Origin of the sequence: Marinobacter adhaerens HP15 (assembly GCF_000166295.1) — a bacterium.
GTDB lineage: Bacteria > Pseudomonadota > Gammaproteobacteria > Pseudomonadales > Oleiphilaceae > Marinobacter > Marinobacter adhaerens.
In genome coordinates this window covers 1,124,388-1,143,898 of record NC_017506.1, presented here as the reverse complement: position 1 = coordinate 1,143,898, position 19,511 = coordinate 1,124,388, and the positions used below count along the sequence as shown (strand labels likewise).

The following is a 19,511-nucleotide window of genomic DNA, read 5'->3' as shown; positions in this document are numbered from 1 at the left end:
TTATTCGAACCGGGCGGACACGGTACCCAGGCCCTGGTAACGAACCGTGATGTTGTCACCGGGCTCAACGGTAATCGCCGCGGTAATGCCGCCGGTCATGATGAAAGTTCCGGCCGGAATGTGTTCGCCACGCTCTGCCAGCAGGTTGGCCAACATCGCCACGCTAGAGGCCGGGTGGCCGAGAACAGCAGCGCCGGCTCCGACATCAACGACTTCGCCGTTCTTCTCGACGACCACACCTAGAGTTTTCAGGTCGACATCGGCAACGTCGGCCATCTGACCACCGGTGATGAAGCGGGTGGACGAGGCGTTGTCCGCTACCACACTTACCAGATCAAATTTGAAGTTCTCATAGCGCGAGTCGATGACTTCCACGGCGGGGATGACGAAATCCGTTGCAGCCAGAACCTGGCCGATGTGACAGCCGGGGCCTTTGAGTGGAGCCTTGGTGACAAAGGCAATCTCGGCTTCGATTTTCGGATGGATCAGTTCTTTGGTGTTGACCACCCCGCCATCGGGTACGCTGAAATAATCAGCCAAGAAGCCATAGATGGGCGTTTCAACGCCCATCTGGGCCATCTTGGCCCAGGAGGTCAGGCCCATTTTCATGCCCACGATCTTGTTGCCCCGGGCTTCCTTACGGCGGCGGATTTCCCACTGTACGTCGTAGGCATCCTCAAAGGTCATGTCAGGGAAGTCGTTGGTGACCTTGGTGATATCGTGGGCCTGAAGTTCGGCATTTTCCACGTGCTCGGCCAGGGCCAGAACCTGCTCTTGGCTCAATGTCTTGCTCATGCGTTTTGCTCCTTCTGTGCCGCCAGCAGATCCAGCGCCACATCCACGATCATGTCTTCCTGGCCGCCAACCATGCGGCGCTTGCCCAACTCAACCAAAATATCCACAGCCTTCAGACCGTACTTCTGCGCCGCCACTTCCGAATGGCGCAGGAAGCTGGAGTAAACCCCGGCATAACCCAGGGCCAGGGTTTCCCGGTCCACCCGCACCGGGCGGTCCTGCAGAGGGCGCACAATGTCATCGGCCGCATCCATCAGGGCGTACACGTCCGTGCCATGCTCCCAGCCCATCTTGTCAAAGGCCGCAATACACACTTCCAGCGGCGCGTTGCCGGCACCAGCCCCCATGCCGGCCAATGAGGCATCAATCCGGTCGCAGCCTTCCTCGACGGCAACAATGGAATTGGCCACGCCCAGGGCGAGGTTGTGGTGAGCGTGCATTCCCGTTTGGGTCTCCGGCTTGAGCACATCCTTGAGCGCCCGGAAGCGGTCGCGAATGTCGTTCATGTTCATGGCGCCGCCGGAGTCGACCACGTAGAGGCACGTAGCGCCGTAGTCTTCCATCAGCTTGGCCTGCTCTGCCAGGCCCTGTGGGGTCTGCATGTGGCTCATCATCAGGAAGCCCACGGTGTCCATGCCCAGTTTGCGGGCGTGTTCGATGTGCTGCCTGGACACATCCGCTTCGGTGCAGTGGGTGGCCACCCGAACAATCCGGGCGCCGGCGTTGTACGCGTTGTCCAGGTCGTGGACGGTGCCGATGCCGGGCAACAGCAGGGTGGCGATTTTGGCGTGTTCAATGACTTCGGACACCGCTTCGATCCACTCCAGGTCGGTGTGGGCGCCGAATCCGTAATTGAAGCTGGAGCCCTGCAGTCCGTCGCCGTGGGCCACTTCAATGGAGTCGACCTTGGCCTTGTCCAATGCACGGGCAATGTCCTGCACGTTCTTGATGGAGTACTGATGTCGGATCGCGTGGCTGCCATCCCGCAGCGTCACGTCGGAGATGTAGAGTTTCTTGCCGGGATTAAAAGTCATGGTTCGTTCCTCCTCAGTTGACCAGCGATTCGGCGATGCGCTCGGCGGTGCCGAGTGCCGCGGAGGTCATGATGTCCAGGTTTCCGGCGTAGGCCGGCAGGTAATGGGCGGCGCCCTCGACCTCCAGGAAGATGGAAGTCTTCAGGCCGCTGAAGCGACCCAGGCCCGGGACGTTCATGGGCTGGTCTTCGGGGATGTCGTCGAACTGCACTTTCTGCTTGAGGCGGTAGCCCGGCACGTAGCTGTTGACGGCCTTGACCATCTCTTCCACGGAGGCTTCCACTTCGGCCTTGTCGGCGGCATCCGAAAGTACGTAGACGGTATCCCGCATCAGTAGCGGTGGCTCGGCCGGATTCAGAATGATGATGGCCTTACCCTTCTGCGCGCCGCCGACTACTTCGATAGCCCGGGAGGTTGTTTCGGTAAATTCGTCGATGTTGGCACGGGTGCCGGGGCCGGCCGACTTGCTGGAGATGGAGGCCACAATCTCGGCGTAGTGAGCCTTGGCTACCCGGGACACCGCCGCCACCATGGGAATGGTGGCCTGACCGCCGCAGGTGACCATGTTGACGTTACCTTCGGCCAGGTTCCGCTCCAGATTGACCACCGGCACGCAGTAGGGACCGATGGCCGCCGGGGTCATGTCGATGATCTTGATGGTCTCTTTATGGCCCCGCAGGAACACTTCGTTGTGCCTATGAGCCCTCGCAGAGGTGGCATCGAACACAATGTCGATGTCGGCAAACTCCGGCATCTTCACCAGGCCGTCCACGCCTTCATGGGTCGTGGCCACGCCCATCCGGGCGGCACGGGCAAGGCCGTCCGACTCCGGATCGATACCGACCATGGCTCCCATTTCAATGTTCTTGCCGTTGCGCAGGATCTTGATCATCAGGTCGGTGCCGATGTTGCCCGAGCCGATGATCGCTGCCTTGATTTTCTTGCTCATAGCCTTTTCCTCATTGTTCTTATCAATCAGGCAAAGCGCACCGAGGCGCTGCCGATGCCGCCGATATCCACCCGCATGTAGTCGCCGGCCTTGACCGGCTCCAGTGGTACCAGGGAGCCGGACAGGATGACTTCGCCGGCCTTCAGGGTGATGCCGAATTCGCCCAGGGTATTGGCCAGCCAGGTCACGCAGTTCACCGGGGAGCCCAGTGCAGCAGCGCCGGCGCCAGCGCTCAGCACGCTGCCGTTCTTCTCCACCACCATGCCGCAGGTCACCAGGTCCACCTTGCGCGGAGACACCGCTTGGTCACCCAGTACGAACAGGCCGCAAGAGGCGTTGTCTGCAATGGTGTCCTGAATCGCGATCTTCCAGTCCTGGATGCGGGAGTCGACAATCTCGAAACACGGCATCACGCATTCTGTCGCTGCCAGTACATCGGCATTAGTGACGCCCGGCCCGCTCAGATCTTTCTTCAGAATAAAGGCAATTTCGCCTTCGGCTCGCGGCGCAATCAATCTGTCGCTGATCCGCACGGTTTCGCCGCTGTTGAACACCATGTCGTCGGTCAGGTACCCGAAGTCCGGTTGATGTACATTCAGCATGTTCTGGACGGCCTTGCTGGTCACACCGATCTTCTTGCCGATGATCGATGCACCGTCCGCGAGACGGCGTTCGAGCATGCGCAGGGAAATGTGGTAGGCATCGTCAATGCTGATGTCCTCACCACGGCCGGTCAGCGGTTCGACCGCCTCCCGGCTCAACATGGCCTGGTACAGCTCGTCGCCAAGCGCCTGAATTTTTGACTGTTCCATTAATTACCTCCGACAGCGGCCTGATCGGCTTCGGTCAGGAAGTCGTTCACTAGCCGCGCGAACCGATCGGCATGTTCGATCTGCGTCCAGTGGCCACAACGGCCGAACACATGAAGCTGAGCCCGGTCAATGAGTTCTGCCAGCCTCAAGGACGCTTCCAGTGGAATCACTTCGTCTTCACGGCCGTGTATGATCAGGGTCTCGTGGGTCAGCGCCCGGATGTCGTCTTCGTTACTGGCCAGATTATCGACCCAGCGCTGGCGCGGGGCCGGAAACATGGCCGCAAAGGATTCCTGGAACCCCGGACGAATACTGGCTTCATAGCGCATTTCCGCCAGTTCGTCGGTAAGCAAGCCTTTGTTAAAAGCAAACACATCCATCAGGCGTCGCATGTTGTCGAGCGAAGGCTCGTAACCCCAGACTTCATCCAGCCCTTCGGTGATAGGAAAACGGACTCCCGCTGAACCCATCAGCACCAGACGACGAATACGCTTTGGATGCTCAATCGCCAGCGCCAGCGCCAGCCCACCCCCAAAGGAATTGCCAACCAGATCCACCTGTTCCAACCCAAGTTCATCCATCACGCCAATCGCGTGCTTCACCCATCTCTCACGGTTGTAGATCTGGTCCTCCGGACGCTCGCTGTAGCCGAAGCCCAGCATATCCGGGGCTACCACTCGACGGTTTTTGGCAAGCTCCGGAATCACCAGGCGCCAGTTCGCCCAAGCGGTCACGCCGGGGCCGGAGCCATGAATCATCATGACCGGAACACCTCCCTCGCCATGATCATGGACGTTGGTGCGGTAGCCGGCGGCGGTTATCTCACGCCCGATTTCCGGGCTCTTTTCAGGTACAGTCATGGTCAGCTCACAATTTCACGCAAATGTTTTTCATCTCGGTGTAGAACTCTAGGGAGTGCACACCGCCCTCGCGGCCAATACCGGACTGCTTACTGCCACCAAAGGGGGTCCTAAGATCCCGCAGGAACCAGCTATTGACCCAGATAATTCCAGCTTCAATCTGACCCGCGACCCGATGTGCGCGAGTGATGTTTTCACTCCAGATCGCGGAGGCCAGCCCGTAAGGCAGGCTGTTGGCCAGTTCGATAGCTTCCTCTTCGGTATCGAAGGGACGGATATGGCAACAGGGGCCGAAGATTTCATCGGTAATCACCGCCGAATCTTCCGGCAAACCGGTCCAGATGGTGGGCTGAACCCAGGCACCACCAGCCAGAGCTTCCGGCATCTCCGGTACACCACCACCGGTAACCACCGTAGCGCCGTCATCCACAGCTTTCTGATAATAAGACAAGACTTTCTCCCGGTGATTAAGGCTGACCAGCGGGCCCATATCCGCCTCGGCGTCATCCGGAGGGCCAATCTTCATGCCCTCCGCAGCCTCTTTCAGTCGGCCTACGAACTCATCGAAGATGGAACGTTCAACGTAAACCCGCTCAGTGCCCAGACAAACCTGACCACAATTGGCGAAGGCTGAGCGCATGGTGCCCTCAATGGCCTTATCTATGTCGCAGTCGGCGAACACTACGCCGGCGTTCTTGCCACCCAACTCCAGGGAGATATCCCGGATGCCCTTTGCAGCGGCTTTCATGATGACTTCGCCGGTGCCGATTTCGCCGGTAAAGGTAATGCCATCCACCTGGGGATGCTCGGTCAGGAAGGCACCGGCCGAATCTCCGCCGAAACCGTGAACCACATTGAACACGCCGTCCGGTACACCCGCTTCTTTCATCACCTCGCCTAACAGGGTGGTGGTAGTGGGCGTTTCTTCGGAAGGCTTGACCACCACGGTGTTACCACACGCCAGGGCGGGGCCAACTTTCCAGGTCATCAGCAGCAGTGGCAGATTCCATGGACTGATAACACCAATCACGCCTTTGGGGCGACGGACGGCATAGTTCAGGGCACCGGTACCATCCGGGGTCGGCATTTCAAAGGATTCGGTGGGCACGTTCTTGATCATGTCCGCGAACACTTTGAAGTTGGCGGCCCCCCGGGGAATGTCGATATGGCTCGCCATGGACTTCGGCTTGCCAGTATCGAGGCATTCCCCCTCCAGGAACTCGTCAAACCGGGCATTGATGCCATCGGCCACCTTGTGCAGGATGCTGGTGCGTTCGTCCAAGGTCATCTTGCCCCAGGGGCCCCGCAGTGCGGCTCTTGCGGCCTTCACTGCGGCGTCCACCTCTTCCCGACCGGCTTCGTGCACCTTGCTGATTATTTTGCCGTTTGCGGGATTGACGTTGTCGAACAGCCGACTACTGCAAGAGCTCACGTACTGCCCGTTAATGTGGTGCTTGATTTCTTTCATTGCTGCTTTGCCCGGTTTCATCAATTCGATGATTACGTCAGAACCGCCATGAAGCGCTCGTTCAGCGTACGGTCGTGGTAGAAGATCGCTTTGCCGAGCTCGTCCGTCGTCCAGGTAACCGGTTTGTGATCCGGATAGAAGTAATCCCCTCCACAAAACACTTCGTTGCGGTTACCGGACGGATCGAAGAAATAGATGGTTTTGCCGTGGGTGAGGCCATGACGGGTCGGGCCGATATCAATGGAGGTATCGGTCATGGTGATCAGGTCCGCGGCCCGCAGCACGTCTTCCCAGGTTTCCAGGTGGAAAGACGCGTGGTGAAATTTCCCTGGCTCTTCATGGTGAATGAAGGCAATATCGTGCTCCTTCATGGAGACCGTCAGGAACTGCGACACTCTGGTGCCTTGCGGATCCAACACTTGCTCGGCCAGGTCGAAACCGAGGACATTGACAAAGATGTCGTAGACCGCTGCCAGCTCAGGACCGTAAAACAGGCAGTGGTCAAAGCGAACGGCTTTCATACCTCGCAGACCACGAGGCCAAGCTTCCGGGTTGACACTGGACAGGCCCCACTTGCCGGTGTACTTCTTGTCGGCAAAAAGCTCGAAAGCATGCCCGGAGGGAACGGTGAAGCGAACTCGGCGGCCACAATCCTTAAGCTCTTCCGCCGGCACCTGTTCTACTTCAACGCCAAAGGTTACCAGGTCCTTCTCCAGCTGGTTCAGGGTATCTTCGTCCAGCACCTTGAAGGCCATAAAATCACAGCCTGGCTCGTCAGCTTCGCGCAGTACCACGGAGAATTTGTCTACTTCGGACCAAGCCTTCAGATAGACCCTGCCCTGATCATCGCGATCGGTTTCGATCAGACCCAGAAGGTCGGTGTAGTGTTGAAGGGCTTCGTCCATATCGAGAACTCGGAGCTGGACGTGACCGGGACGTATTACACCTTTTTTCATAACAGTTACCTCAACGCTCTTGTTGTTGTTTGCTCGCTCGTTTCGCCCGGCGCGGATGGCTCCAGGCACTCAATAGTCAGATCGGTGACCGGATAGATCCGGCAGGCCAGGACCTCCCCCTGTTCAATGGCTTCGGGCGGTGCGTGTGCGCGGCTCATCTTTCCGCACTCGTATTCACCCTCGACCACCCGGATCTTGCAGAATCCGCAACCACCGCCCCGGCAACCCACGGGAACACACTTTACGCCCTGCTGCTCCATGGCCTTAAGTACGCTCTGGCCAGCCTGGCATTTGAAGTGGTCTCCTGTTGTACGATTAGACACTTGGACTCTGACCATGCCCACTCTCCCAATCAATCTGTCTTAGACAAAGCTGAACGCCGGATGTTTTCCGCAGTCTGTCGCTCTCAGAAAATTATCTATACAGATGTTACGTTTTAGCGCTAGCCCTTGTTGCAGGGCCGCAGCATCGCAATCATTGCCCAGCTGGGTACGGGTCGCAAAATATTGAAAGTTACCGTTACCGTTATCGTGTTCGTGAAATAGAGCTCCGAATCGCTCATGACCACTAAATCCCAAATCACGGCGATCGAATATTGAAGGTGCATGTTCCAGTGTAAAAAAATTACCCTTGGTATCCGCCACCAACCGACAAAACCGTACCAGTAATATAAGAAGCCTCATCAGAAGCGAGAAAAAGTATCGCATTAGCCTGCTCTTCCGGCGCGCTGTATCGCTTCATAAAGCTCAGTTCCGTAGCCTCATCAACGATGGACTGATACCACTCTTTCTCCAATTGGCTCATGGGCTTACTATTACGCGGAATCCTCCGCTCTCCAATATCAGTCCCCCCCGGTGCAACTGCATTGATACGGATGCCATATTTAGCATTTTCAAACGCCATACACACAGTCATAGCATTTACGCCCCCTTTGGCGGCAGCATAGGGCACACGGTTAGTGCTTCGGGTTGCAAGGGAGGACACATTTACAATCACTCCGCTTTCCTGTTTCTGCATCTGCGTCAAAACTGCGTGTGAACACCAGAGGGTCGGAAACAAGGAACGACGAATTTCTGCCTCAATCTGTTCTTCGTTGTAGACCTCGTAAGGTTGAACCCATATCGTACCGCCGACGTTATTGACCAAAATGTCGATACGGCCAAAATGACTGACCGCCGCATCGACTGCTTGACAGGCTCCTGCGTACTGCTCCAGATCCACAACAATGGTCTGCACAGTTGCCGCACCGGCTACCAATGCCTCCTCGGCGACTTCTTTGACGATCTCAGAGCGATCCACTAGCAGCAGGCTGGCTTTTTCCGCAGCCATCTGCAAAGCAACTGAGCGACCGATACCCTGGGCAGCGCCAGTAACGACAGCAACACAGTTCTCAAAACGATCAAATCTCATTTAACTTTCCTTACTTATTGGCTGTAAATTTTTCATAGTAGAAACTCACTGGTTGAATACCCTTTTCCTGTATAAAACTGCTTACCGCGTCGACCATTGGCGGCGGGCCACACAAATAGATATCTACGTTTCCATCATTAAGATGTTCGGGTTCGATATGGTGCGTAACGTAACCTTTCTGGGGCCAGCTACCGCACTCTGAGGAGGCCACACAAGCACTAAACGTGAAGTTGCCGATTGCTTCAGCGAAAGCTTCAAGCTGATCCAGCGCAACAAGATCGACTTCGTGTGTAACGCCGTAAACCATATGGATAGGATAGTCGCTACCTTCTAGCTGAATTTTTTCCAGCATCGCCAAAAAGGGCGCCAGCCCCGTCCCCCCGGCTAGCATCAACACCGGTCGTTTTACCTCACGCAGGTAAAAACTACCAAAAGGGCCTCTCAGAGCAATAGAATCGCCCACGCTGCTTTTATGTGTCATGTAGCCACTCATCAACCCTTCGGGCACAACGCGCATTAGGAACGACACTAACCCGTTAGCGTGGTTGACCATCGAACTGAAGGAGTATGCTCGGAACTCATCAGTTCCAGGCACCTGTATCTTGGCGTACTGGCCCGGCAAGAACTGCATTGCACGAACTCCTTCTCCAGAAACGACAAACGACAACGCTGTGCGTGACAGCTGTTTGACTTCACTCAGTTCAGCAAAAATGTCTGACGCCCCCCCTTTCAAGCACACCTCACTCGACGCTGGTACAGTAACAACGCAATCCGATTCCGGAATCATCTGACATGTCAACACATACCCCAGTCTGACCTCCTCATCAGAGAGCGCATCTTCAATGAAGCCCTCCATTTCATAGGTGCCTGACTCACAGTGGCACTTACAGGTTCCGCAAGCACCATCACGGCAATCAAGCGGGATATTAATTCCCGAACGATAAGCAGCGTTTGCCACCGTCTCCATTGGTGAAGTTGTAATAAAACGAGTGATTCCATCCTCAAAATTGAGAGCTACCTTATACATTCTGCGCTACCTTCACATAAAATAATCAACAGCAGTAGATTGCTTCGAGAAACTCCGGGGGGGGGCAGAGTTGCCTCATCACTCAAATATGATAAACATCTAATACTTGATCAATGTAGTCGTTTTTCAATATTACTTTTTTTCTAGTAATCAAAAATCCTTCGTTTCCCGCACTTACTAAATCAACAAAAGTAACTCCGAAAAACGTGTTTACTTTATTATATCTAAAGCTTTTAGTAATCCAGTTATAGCGAATACTACATACTTCAGAATTGCCATCAATTATTTCGATATTGCTAATCGAATGCAGGGTCCTTGGATCCGGCACACTGCTTGCGCCGGAACGTTCTGTTTGAACCCTAAAGATTCGATCTTCAAGACCAGAACGGTTATCGTAATAGATTAGCGATATTTCGTTTCTAGGATTTTTGTAATATCTCCGTCATCATCCCAAGCAGGCATCCAGAACTCGACATTTTTATCATAAAATTGAAGCCAGCTCTCAAAATCCTTATCATCTAAGCATCGGGCCTCAGAATATAAAAACTTACAAATTTTTCCATAGTCAAAGCACATATAAAATCTCCAAAAAAATTATTCTTTGCATATAACCTTATCTTCCTCGTCTGACATACCCCTCAATAAAGCATTAGCCCAACATTCATGCTGCATCACGAACAGTCCTTCATCTTCACTTTTCACTCCGCTTAGAAGCGGAAATATATCAATACTTTCCGCTTCTTTATCTTGCCCATCAATCCAATGCTTAGCTCCTCTACTAAGATCGTTCCAAGGAGCTTTTGAGGCATGAAAACTAATCTGAGAAGAATTAAATTGCTCTAAATCGTCAGGAGTTGCCATGCCCGTCGCATTAAAGAAGTCTTCATATTGCCGAATACGACGATTACGCGCTTCCCCACTTTCATTTTTAGGAGCGAAACAATATATCGTGACCTCAGTCTTATTAACTGATATTGGACGAAAGTGACGAATTTGAGTGCTTGTTTGGTCCATCAAAAACACATTTGGATAAATTCCTAAGTTTCTTATATTCGAAATCATCCAATCAGCTCTATTCTTTCCATACTTCCTAGATAGCTCTTCGCGTTTTTCTGCCAATGGCCTATCTTGCGGGTTTGGCGCCTCCATCCATAATAAAGTATGGCCGTTTTTGAAGGCATACGAACCTCCCTTTTGCTTGTTCCAAGAACTAAGATCCACGCTCTTTGCACTATCTTCAGATAATCCTTGCTTTCTCCGTGCAACTGTGGCGACATAGTTCCAATGCACAGCTGAAACATGATATCCATCTACACCGTTCTCTGCCTGCACTTTCCAGTTACCATCGAAAGTATATGTAGAAGCACCGCGAAGAACCTCAATCTCATCTTCAGATTGATCGACAATCATATCAATTATTTTTGTTGTATCACCTAAATAGTCGTTTAAATCTTGAACATCAGAATTTAGGCTTCCAAAAAGAAACCCTCGATAGGAATCAAACTTCGCAATATTTTTGAGATTTAGCTCGCCTTCACAATTAAAAGAATCTGGATACCCCGATCCTTTTTCGTCTTTCACCTTCACTAGTTTTCCAGAATTATTAAAACTCCAACCATGAAAGGGGCATGTCATGACGGATTTATTGCCTTTCTTTGATCGACATAACATCGCCCCTCTGTGAGTACAGATATTAAGGAAGGCATTAAGATTTCCCGACTTATCTCTCGTTATAATTATCGGGTGGCGTCCGATATAGGTTGTAAAAAAGTCGTTATTTTCTTGAATTTGACTTTCATGTGCAAGATAAACCCAATTCCCCTCAAAAATATACTTCATTTCGAGCTCAAAAATTTCTTCATCGGTAAATGCATCTTTCCGTAATTTATAAACTCCTTTTCCCCGATCTGCGATAAGAATTGATTCGATTTTTCTTTTATACGGTTTGACATATTTGCCTCACAATACAATTCATCAACCAATGAAAACCTCGCACGAACCTAGAATGCCTCCAATTGGACCCATTCAATTTGGCTCCTCACAATGCAAGGAAAAACATTGTAAGTAGAGATTTATAATCTACGACATCATCTATATTCTCCAAGTGAGTTATGGATCGAAATCCTCTGCCTGCATTTATTGTCCAGGTTCTGCAGGCTGATGGGCAAACGGATCTAATGAACGGCTTGCGAAAAACATTTCGACCAGATGTCTGTGGTGGAAGACTTGGACCCGGGATCGCCCATGTGCCTGTGTCAATGACTCTGCTCCCAATATGCACACACGCACCGCTTCTGGTGGGCTCAGTCGATTTTGAGCCCGAAGTGCGTAATCCGAGCAACAGGGGCCATCTCTACCAGATCAACGTCATCAGGTGGTATTCCGTGGCAAATTTTATCGAATTGCTTATCCGGAAGAAGTAAGACCTAGATACGCGTCGCGGAACATAGCATAGCCCGAGCAGTCTCGACCAAAACCCGGCAGCCACTATCGGCCGCTGTATACCAGGGGGCAGGCAATTGTTCATCATTTCCTGCGTCACAGTTCTCAGGAGACGTCACTTGGCTGGTGGCGTAAAGGCGCGTTCGTTCCTTTGTGAGCCGCTGGCCCTTCAATCGCAGAAGGTTGTAGCTCAGTGTAGCGAATGCCATCACTAGATTTCTGGTGTTGAACTTAACGAAAGGTAAACGGTCCGAGTCCAGGTCGGCCATAAACTCGCTGTGGGATTACTCTCTAAAGGCATGGTAGAAGTACCAATCCATAAACTCTTAGACGCTTGCCAATCTCTCCGGTAATGCGCATCTCTGGTGCGTACCTTGACTTTGGCGATTCGGCCAACGCCAGGGTCCTCTGGCAGACCTTCGGATAGAACGGCTGCCATTTTATCGACACCGCTCAATGACCAGGCTTTTTGTCTATGGGCCCTGTCCGCCTCGGTCATTGGACCCTGCTTACGACGATTCCAGTTGATTAGGAAATCGATTTGCCTATGCTGAAGCAGAGAGTCCCGGTTTTCTCGGACATTGTGGGCGCCGTCCAAAGGCAACAGAATCGGCGAGGCTGCCAAGCGCCGGGGCTTCCGGGCACGACGCGTTTGAACGTCTCCAGAAATCGCTTAATGTCACGCTGGCTACCGGGGCATATCTCACATCCCATTCACCTGCCCTCTTGAACCGGCAATGGGTGCATTGCCGACGTAGCCCCCTGTAGATGTCGCTGACATTTTTCTTGCAGGTCTTGCTGCTGTCCATGGGAGACACATCGATGATCAGTACCGCATGGCACATGTCCAGCCGAGAGCTTGACGCTTCGAGGAGCTTCAGAAACGCGCAGGCGGCCTCTTCCAGAATGGGCGTCAGACCTTCGGCATCTTCATCAAACCGCTGCGAAAAACGGGCTGAGGATAGCGACTGCTCACTGCCCGCGGCAGAGTTGAAAAACGGATCGTTGCCGACCAACCCCAATGCTTCGAAGCGGCATTTGACCAACTTGATCAGGCCCAGATAGGCCCGAATCAACTCGATGTTCGGGAAGCAGTGACGCTTGACCACGGTACCGGGTTCTGATGGCAAGGCGTGCCGGTCTAGGCAATGGCTAATAGGGTCAGTCCACTATGCATGTGTACATTTTGGTCTTTTATTGTTGGAAAGTGAACGTATGCATAGACGATGCAATGACTGGGCAAATCGATGTCAGGTGCGATTAAACCGTCTGAAGCCTTGCGAGCGGTTGCAGACTTTGGGGTCAATTCGAGGCTTTTGAAGTAACCGATTCGGGAAACTGTTCGGAGATAGTTGACCACTACACGCTACCAAGCTAGTCTAAAATTGGCTTGTAGTATAAAAATAAAATGCAAAAGGGGTAAATACAGATGTTTACTAATGTTTTAAATCGATCAACGGTTTTCAAATCGGCTCATCCGGAGGTAGTATCGGAGTTTGTAAACAAAGAAATAGGTCGCCATACGATTGAACTAAAAAAATTCGAAGCAGCGCAGTCTTGTTTAAGCTTTGCAGAATTTTCTGAACTTAAGGTGAGCTCTCTTTCTTATGGTACCGAAGTAAAAGTTAGGAGCCCTGAGCTAGAAAAATCATTCCATTTGCAAGTTATAATGAAAGGGAACTGCAGAGTCACTTTTAAGGACGCGAAAGCTCTTTTGGAGACAGGTGATGCAATAATGTTAAATCCCAACGAGCTAATTATACTCGATTACTCCTCTGATTGCGAAAAACTAATTATCAATATACCTGAAAGTGCAGTGCAATCTTCCCTTCTTTTTTACCAGGGTTGCATTCCAAAATCCGGCATTCGTTTTAAGCGACGTCCAGTGAACCTTTTTCGTTTCCCGTCACTGATAAAACTGATAGAAACTGTATTTTTGGAAATTGAGGATTATAACTCTGACACTTTTCTCTCTTTTGATCCATACAAAGAAATAATCGTAAGAAAACTGCTCAGCACATTTATCAGCAACATTCAGCGAGACATTGGGGATCCAAACGCTAACAATTGCATGAAGAATATCACTCAATACATTGATGATAATTTAAAAACTGATATTAATGTAGATGAGCTGGCTGCAATTTCAAAAGTTAGCGTTCGTTCGATTTACAATATGTTTTCGGATTCATTATCAACAACTCCTGGAAATTATATAAAGAATAGAAGACTTCAGCGAGTTCGAGAAAAATTGCAGAGTGGCGCCGCAAGGAATGTTACAGAGGTTGCGCTCGATTATGGATTTATGCATTTAGGCCGACTTTCTTGTAATTATAAGGAGTTGTTTGGCGAGTTGCCTTCGGAAACCATTAAGAAAAGATCAGCCCACAAAACGTAAAAATCGTACTCTGAGCAATACGTCGATTTTCAACCCAGTTGTCCGAATTACTGCATTTAAGTGGCAGGCTTACTGCATCAACTTCTTGCAACTTGCTAGGATTAAGCGCTAGCGTTCCGGTGACAGCCCAGTTTCGGGTGCTTCTTAACCAGCGCCGTGATTTCCAGGACTTCGCTTCTTCATGAATGATTTTTCGATTCCCGAGGCTCTCTTGATCAATGCCACGATGCGGGTCTGTCGGGGTCATGAACCGTATTCCGCTGTGTAGGTGCCCCGTTTGTTGTAGGCGTGTTCGAACGCCGGCATCTAGTTGCACACTTCCGGCGGTGATTCAAAATCCGTTAAGGGCCATTCCGGACCACATCTGACGGTCCGAAACAACAATTCCAAGTATGGGTTATCGTTGCTGACACTCGACCGGCTCTACGACATCAAAATGCCCAGATCGGCCACCCGAGCTTTAAGCGTGTACGAGGTTATCGACCCTCCGTTGTCACGGGGGGGGGGTATTCACGCAGCCTTCGCAAAACAATGCTGCGGTCAGCCAGTTGCCTAGCCAGTTCTCCGAGTTCGGCCTTATGGATTTACCAGGCGACGATCTTGCGGCTTTAAATGCCAATAATCAGGTGCAGATTCCAATTTTGACCACGCACCGCTGACGGACAATAGCTGATGTCCCAACTCCACACCTGGTTTGGGCCTGTCGCGCCAAACCTGACACCACCTCATTCGTTTGATGCCAGTTCCGCCTTGTAATCCCAGGGCGATTTCATTTGCAGTCTTTTCTGCGGACGGCCGCGACTGTAGTTTGGACTTACCCCGATACACATGACACACCCCAGCCTCAAACGGAGGCCATTTCAAAGGCCTCTGGGCTGACGCCACCCAGGTGGGTATGACGTCGGACCCGGTTATAAAACACTTCGATGTAGTCGAACACATCGGCCTTAGCCAGGTCACGGGTTTTGTAGATCCGTTTGCGGATGCGTTCCTTTTTCAGACTGCTGAAGAAGGATTCCACGACTGCATTATCCCAGCAATTACCTCGTCGGCTCATGCTGGGGTCCAGGTTGTGAGCCAGACAGAAACGATGCCAATCATCACTGCCGTATTGGGTGCCTTGATCCGAATGAATGAGCACCTTTTCCTTCGGTCGTCGACGCCAGACGGCCATCAGCAGCGCATCCACGACCAAGCTGCGATGCAGTGTCGGTTTCATCGACCAGCCCACCACGCGGCGTGAGAACAGGTCGACCACCACTGCCAGATACAGCCAGCCTTGCCAGGTGCGGATGTAGGTGATGTCGGTCACCCAGGCCTTGTCTGGGCAGCCTACCGTGAATTCACATTGGAGCTTGTTTGGGTTAAGGATCGACGGTCTTCCGGCGATCACCCTGGGTGCTTTATAGCCTCGTAGCGCTTTGATTTTATGTTCTTTCATCAACCGGGCAACTCGGTTCTTGCCGCAGGTTTCACCGGCTTCCCGAAGGTCCAGAAACACGCGTGGAGCACCGTAGACACCAGAACTGCCCTGATACGACGCCAGGATCTGCGCCAGCAGCCGCTGGTTATCGATAGCTCGGTCAGATAATGGTTTATGCAGCCATTGATAAAGCCCGCTGCGAGCCACCCGGAGCACGCGACACATGGTCATTGTGTTGAATTCGTGTCGGTGATCGTTGATGAACCGGTACTTTACTCGGGCTCTCTGGCAAAGTACCGAGCGGCCTTTTTTAGGATATCCCGCTCTTCTTCAATCCGACGCATCTGGGCACGCAGCCTGAGGATCTCGCTCTTGGCTTCGACCAATTCGGCAGCCTGTTCATCAGACTTGTCCGGCTTCACGGCTTTAACCCATTTGTAGAGGCTGTGAGCCGAAACTCCCAGTCTTTGCGAGACTTCGGCGACAGTATAGCCCCGCTCCAGCACTTGTCGGACCGCTTCGTCTTTGAATTCCGGGGGATAACGTTGGCTGCTCATGACAGTTCCTCCTATGCTCTAATCATAGGCCAGGAGTGTCTAGTGGACCGGGGTAAGTCCATCGCCGTTTTAGAACCGTCCGTGGAAACGGGGTAGAACCCAACCCACGTGCGTTGAGGACTGGCAGTTTAGAACATCATATCTAGGGAGACTTATTCAGAGCTACCCCATGTAACTGCAATGCATGGATACTGTCTGCAAAAAAGGGATATCAACCTCGTACAATAAAGCTTTGTAATAGCATCTCCGAAAATAAGACTTGGAGTGTACAAATGAATAAAATAAAAAATTGTTTCGTTACACTAGTGTCGGGATATTTCCTGAGCATAGCCGCCACTACAGCTTTCGCATCTACCGATATAAAAGTTGGAGTGATGCTGCCATTGAGTGGAATATACGCAGGACCAGGACAGGCTGCACTTGACGGACTATTATTAGCACTGCAAGCAAATGCCCACAAATCTCATCAAAGCTCAATTGAAGTCATCACACTCGACACAGAAGCCAAGCCTTCACGTGCTCCGGAGCTTGCCTCTTCTTTGCTGAACCAGCACAAAGTGGACTTTGTGGTTGGTCCCGCTCACTCCGGTGTCGCTATGGGCATGATCAAGATGCTGCGAAACAAAGACATTATCATGATCATTCCGAACGCGGGTGCCGCAGCGGCAACGGGCCCCCTATGTGCTCCCAACATATTTCGCACTTCCTTCTCATCTTGGCAACCGTCCTATCCCATGGGCACCGTGGCGCTCGACAAAGGCTACAAAAAGGTTTACGTCATCAGTTGGAACTACGGCATGGGCCGTGAAAGCCTGGATGCCTTCGAAGAATCCTTTGCAGCCGGCGGTGGTGAAATAATTGAAAAGGTTCTTCTACCCTTCCCATCCACCAACTTCCAGCCCAACATCAGCGACATTGCGGACAAGAACCCCGATGCAGTATTCACTTTCTTCGCAGGCGGCGGAGCTACCAAATTTGTGAAAGACTACGACGCCATGGGCCTGCGCGGCAAAATCCCATTAATGGGATCTGGCTTTCTCACCGAAGGCACATTGGAATCCCAAGGTGCAGCAGCCGAGGGTATAATAACGGGTCTACACTACTCCGAAAATCTGGATATTCCAAAGAATCAAGATTTCCGGGAAGCCTTTCATACCGAGTACGGCCACTACCCGGATATATACGCGGTCCAAGGCTATGACGCTGGCCAAGCTATCGTCAACACTGTCAACCAGCTCAACGGTGATCTCAGCAACAAACAGGCTGCTATCAACATCATGGAAAAGCTGGTCATAGACAGCCCTCGGGGAAAGTTCACCTTCTCCAAGGCTCACAACCCGATTCAGAACATCTATTTGCGGGAAGTGAAAGATGGCGTAAACGTGGTGCAGAGCATAGCCGCCGAAGCCCTAGAAGACCCGGCCCGTGGCTGCAAGCTCTAAGCGCGGGCTCTGCCTCCCCCGTTGAAAGCGGGGGGGGGGGTATACTGAAGCTCTCTCCCTTGCCCACACCTGAACTGACTTATCGGCAACACCGTTGGGTATCACTATGTCTACCGAACTTTTCTTCGTGCAACTTATTAATGGCCTTCAGTATGGGTTGCTTCTGTTTCTGATCGCTTCCGGCCTAACCTTGGTCCTTGGCGTCATGGGCATCCTGAACCTAGCTCATGGCTCCCTGTATATGGTGGGCGCCTATCTGATGTGGTACTTCGTGGGCGTCACCGGAAGCTTTACGGTATCTGCCATTCTATCAGCGGTTATCGCCCTTGCTCTGGGCATACTGATCGAGCGTCTATTAATACAGCGGTTGTATAAACGTAATCACTTGGACCAAGTTCTGCTGACAATCGGCATGATCTTCGTGTTCAACTCAGTGCAAAGCATTCTCTGGGGCAACGACCCCTACGGCGTCTCTGTTCCGGAGGCGCTGAGCGGCTCCGTGCCTTTCACTGACAATTCCAGTTACCCGGTGTATCGCATTTTTGCGGCGCTGATCTGCATCGCCATCGCCGCTGCCCTGTATCTCGTGGTGAGTAAAACCCGCCTGGGCATGCTGATCCGTGCCGGGGAATCCAACCGCGAAATGGTGGAAGCCCTGGGTGTCAATATTAAAAGCCTTTACACCATCGTGTTCGCCATCGGCGTGATGCTGGCCGCCATTTCAGGAATCATTGCCGCGCCCATGCGTTCGATTGTTCCGGGCATGGGGGAGAGCGTGCTGATTACCTGTTTCGTAGTGGTGGTTATCGGTGGCATGGGGTCCATCAAGGGCGCTTTCGTGAGTGCGCTGTGGGTTGGTGTTATCACCACTTTCGCCGCGGTTTTAACGCCGACCATGTCCAACATGGTTATTTACCTCTTTATGATCCTGGTGCTACTGGTGAAGCCCCAGGGCCTGTTCGCCAAGTAAGCGGAGCCGAACATGATTTTCGAAAAGCGCACTGAACGCATTGTCCTAGCATTCTTTTTTATTATCGCCCTCTGTATCCCACTGTTCCTGGAAGCCAATTCCTTCTTTGTGGGGAAAACTACCACCATCCTGATCCTCTCGGTATTCGTGATGTCCCTGGATTTTCTGGTCGGTCGTGTTGGCCTTGTCACCCTTGGGCACGCGCTGTTCTACGGCCTGGGGGGGTATCTCTTCGTGCTCCTCACACCAGAGTACGAAGCGGTCAACTTCTGGGTTTACGCCATTTACATTATGGGCATCAGTGCCCTGGTCGCATTGGTTGTTGGTGTTGTGGCTTTGCGTACCTCCGGGATCTACTTCATTATGATCACATTGGCCATATCGCAGATGGTCTACTACTTCTTCTTTGATTCGCTGGAGTTCGGTGGTGACGATGGCCTGTTCATTTTCATGAAGCCGGAGACCAGCATTTTTGGCCTAAGTTTCCTAGACCTTGACAACCCAGCGCACTTTTATTATCTGGCGTTGTTGGCGGTTCTGATTACCCTAGTTGCTATCAAGATCATCCTTCATTCACGGTTCGGCCGCATCGTGGAAGCCAGCCGTCTGAACCCCGAGCGTACAGAAGCACTGGGCTACAACATTTTCGCGTTCCGACTTATCAGCTACATTATCGGAAGTACCCTTGCAGCCTATGCAGGCCTGTTGTTCGCCCTGCAATACGGTTACGTGAATCCACAATTCCTGACCTGGGAAATGTCCGGCACCGCTCTGGTGATGTCAATCCTCGGTGGTATGGGTACGATCTATGGCGCGATTCTGGGCACCATTACCTACGAAGGCCTGCTGTTTATCTTCGAGCACATGAGCGACGACTGGATGCTGTTTATGGGCGGCGCCATCATCCTGATGGTCCTGCTGCTTCGCAAAGGCCTGGCCGGCTACCTTGAAAAGCTGCTGGAGAAATAATT

At 52.1% G+C, this 19,511-nt stretch carries 18 protein-coding genes and 1 pseudogene; 4 read left to right on the top strand and 15 right to left on the bottom strand.

Annotation, left to right across the window (positions count from 1 at the left end):
• The 13 genes and pseudogenes from dmpH to HP15_RS23120 all read right to left on the bottom strand — a co-directional run bounded on the left by dmpH (position 1) and on the right by HP15_RS23120 (position 12,883).
• Positions 1-795, bottom strand: a complete 795-nt coding sequence (dmpH, locus tag HP15_RS05570; protein ID WP_014576582.1) for a 2-oxo-3-hexenedioate decarboxylase — start codon at positions 793-795, stop codon at positions 1-3.
• On the bottom strand, positions 792-1,829 hold the full coding sequence (gene dmpG, locus HP15_RS05565) for a 4-hydroxy-2-oxovalerate aldolase (protein ID WP_014576581.1): 1,038 nt from the start codon (positions 1,827-1,829) through the stop codon (positions 792-794). Before dmpG ends, dmpH begins: the two co-directional genes overlap by 4 nt.
• A gap of 13 nt (positions 1,830-1,842) precedes the next feature.
• Positions 1,843-2,778 carry an acetaldehyde dehydrogenase (acetylating) gene (locus tag HP15_RS05560; RefSeq protein ID WP_014576580.1) on the bottom strand — a complete coding sequence of 312 codons (936 nt, stop codon included), beginning with the start codon at positions 2,776-2,778 and terminating at the stop codon, positions 1,843-1,845.
• A 26-nt stretch (positions 2,779-2,804) separates the two neighbouring features.
• On the bottom strand, positions 2,805-3,590 hold the full coding sequence (gene dmpE, locus HP15_RS05555) for a 2-oxopent-4-enoate hydratase (RefSeq protein ID WP_014576579.1): 786 nt from the start codon (positions 3,588-3,590) through the stop codon (positions 2,805-2,807).
• Positions 3,590-4,450, bottom strand: coding sequence for an alpha/beta fold hydrolase (locus tag HP15_RS05550; protein WP_014576578.1), 861 nt, complete (start codon positions 4,448-4,450; stop codon positions 3,590-3,592). The genes dmpE and HP15_RS05550 overlap by 1 nt, the downstream gene beginning before the upstream one ends.
• Positions 4,451-4,457: 7 nt before the next feature.
• Positions 4,458-5,918, bottom strand: coding sequence for a 2-hydroxymuconic semialdehyde dehydrogenase (locus HP15_RS05545; protein ID WP_041646153.1), 1,461 nt, complete (start codon positions 5,916-5,918; stop codon positions 4,458-4,460).
• Between the two features lie 32 nt (positions 5,919-5,950).
• Positions 5,951-6,874 (bottom strand): catechol 2,3-dioxygenase, encoded by a 924-nt coding sequence (locus HP15_RS05540; RefSeq protein ID WP_041645116.1) that lies wholly within the window; start codon positions 6,872-6,874, stop codon positions 5,951-5,953.
• Positions 6,875-6,879: 5 nt separating this feature from the next.
• Entirely contained in the window at positions 6,880-7,197 is a 318-nt protein-coding gene (locus HP15_RS05535; RefSeq protein WP_227499709.1) for a 2Fe-2S iron-sulfur cluster-binding protein, read from the bottom strand.
• Between the two features lie 301 nt (positions 7,198-7,498).
• Complete coding sequence (locus HP15_RS05530; RefSeq protein WP_014576574.1) at positions 7,499-8,284, bottom strand: 1,6-dihydroxycyclohexa-2,4-diene-1-carboxylate dehydrogenase; 786 nt, start codon at positions 8,282-8,284, stop codon at positions 7,499-7,501.
• Positions 8,285-8,294: 10 nt separating this feature from the next.
• Positions 8,295-9,311, bottom strand: coding sequence for a benzoate 1,2-dioxygenase electron transfer component BenC (gene benC / locus HP15_RS05525; RefSeq protein ID WP_014576573.1), 1,017 nt, complete (start codon positions 9,309-9,311; stop codon positions 8,295-8,297).
• An 82-nt stretch (positions 9,312-9,393) separates the two neighbouring features.
• Positions 9,394-9,887 (bottom strand): annotated as a pseudogene (locus HP15_RS05520) (aromatic-ring-hydroxylating dioxygenase subunit beta).
• 18 nt (positions 9,888-9,905) lie between these two features.
• Positions 9,906-11,150, bottom strand: a complete 1,245-nt coding sequence (locus HP15_RS05515; protein ID WP_014576572.1) for a Rieske 2Fe-2S domain-containing protein — start codon at positions 11,148-11,150, stop codon at positions 9,906-9,908.
• Between the two features lie 1,148 nt (positions 11,151-12,298).
• Entirely contained in the window at positions 12,299-12,883 is a 585-nt protein-coding gene (locus HP15_RS23120) for a hypothetical protein (protein ID WP_439531896.1), read from the bottom strand.
• Between the two features lie 299 nt (positions 12,884-13,182).
• Between HP15_RS23120 and HP15_RS05505 the strand changes: the two genes are divergently transcribed.
• Positions 13,183-14,148, top strand: coding sequence for an AraC family transcriptional regulator (locus tag HP15_RS05505; protein WP_014576569.1), 966 nt, complete (start codon positions 13,183-13,185; stop codon positions 14,146-14,148).
• On the opposite strand, the gene HP15_RS22295 is transcribed toward HP15_RS05505, so the two are convergent.
• Both HP15_RS22295 and HP15_RS05500 read right to left on the bottom strand, forming a co-directional pair.
• Positions 14,120-14,395, bottom strand: a complete 276-nt coding sequence (locus tag HP15_RS22295) for a hypothetical protein (protein WP_141697243.1) — start codon at positions 14,393-14,395, stop codon at positions 14,120-14,122. The genes HP15_RS05505 and HP15_RS22295 overlap by 29 nt on opposite strands.
• Before the next feature lie 597 nt (positions 14,396-14,992).
• A protein-coding gene (locus HP15_RS05500; protein WP_167352725.1) for an IS3 family transposase occupies positions 14,993-16,128 on the bottom strand; the annotation gives its coding sequence in 2 pieces (ribosomal slippage) (positions 14,993-15,885 and positions 15,885-16,128; 1,137 coding nt in all).
• Positions 16,129-16,400: 272 nt separating this feature from the next.
• On the opposite strand from HP15_RS05500, the gene HP15_RS05490 reads away from it, so the two are divergent.
• From HP15_RS05490 to HP15_RS05480, 3 genes are all read left to right on the top strand, one after another.
• Entirely contained in the window at positions 16,401-17,570 is a 1,170-nt protein-coding gene (locus HP15_RS05490) for an ABC transporter substrate-binding protein (protein WP_041645113.1), read from the top strand.
• A 106-nt stretch (positions 17,571-17,676) separates the two neighbouring features.
• Entirely contained in the window at positions 17,677-18,540 is an 864-nt protein-coding gene (locus HP15_RS05485; RefSeq protein WP_014576565.1) for a branched-chain amino acid ABC transporter permease, read from the top strand.
• 12 nt (positions 18,541-18,552) lie between these two features.
• Entirely contained in the window at positions 18,553-19,509 is a 957-nt protein-coding gene (locus HP15_RS05480; RefSeq protein ID WP_014576564.1) for a branched-chain amino acid ABC transporter permease, read from the top strand.
• Positions 19,510-19,511 lie beyond the last annotated feature (2 nt).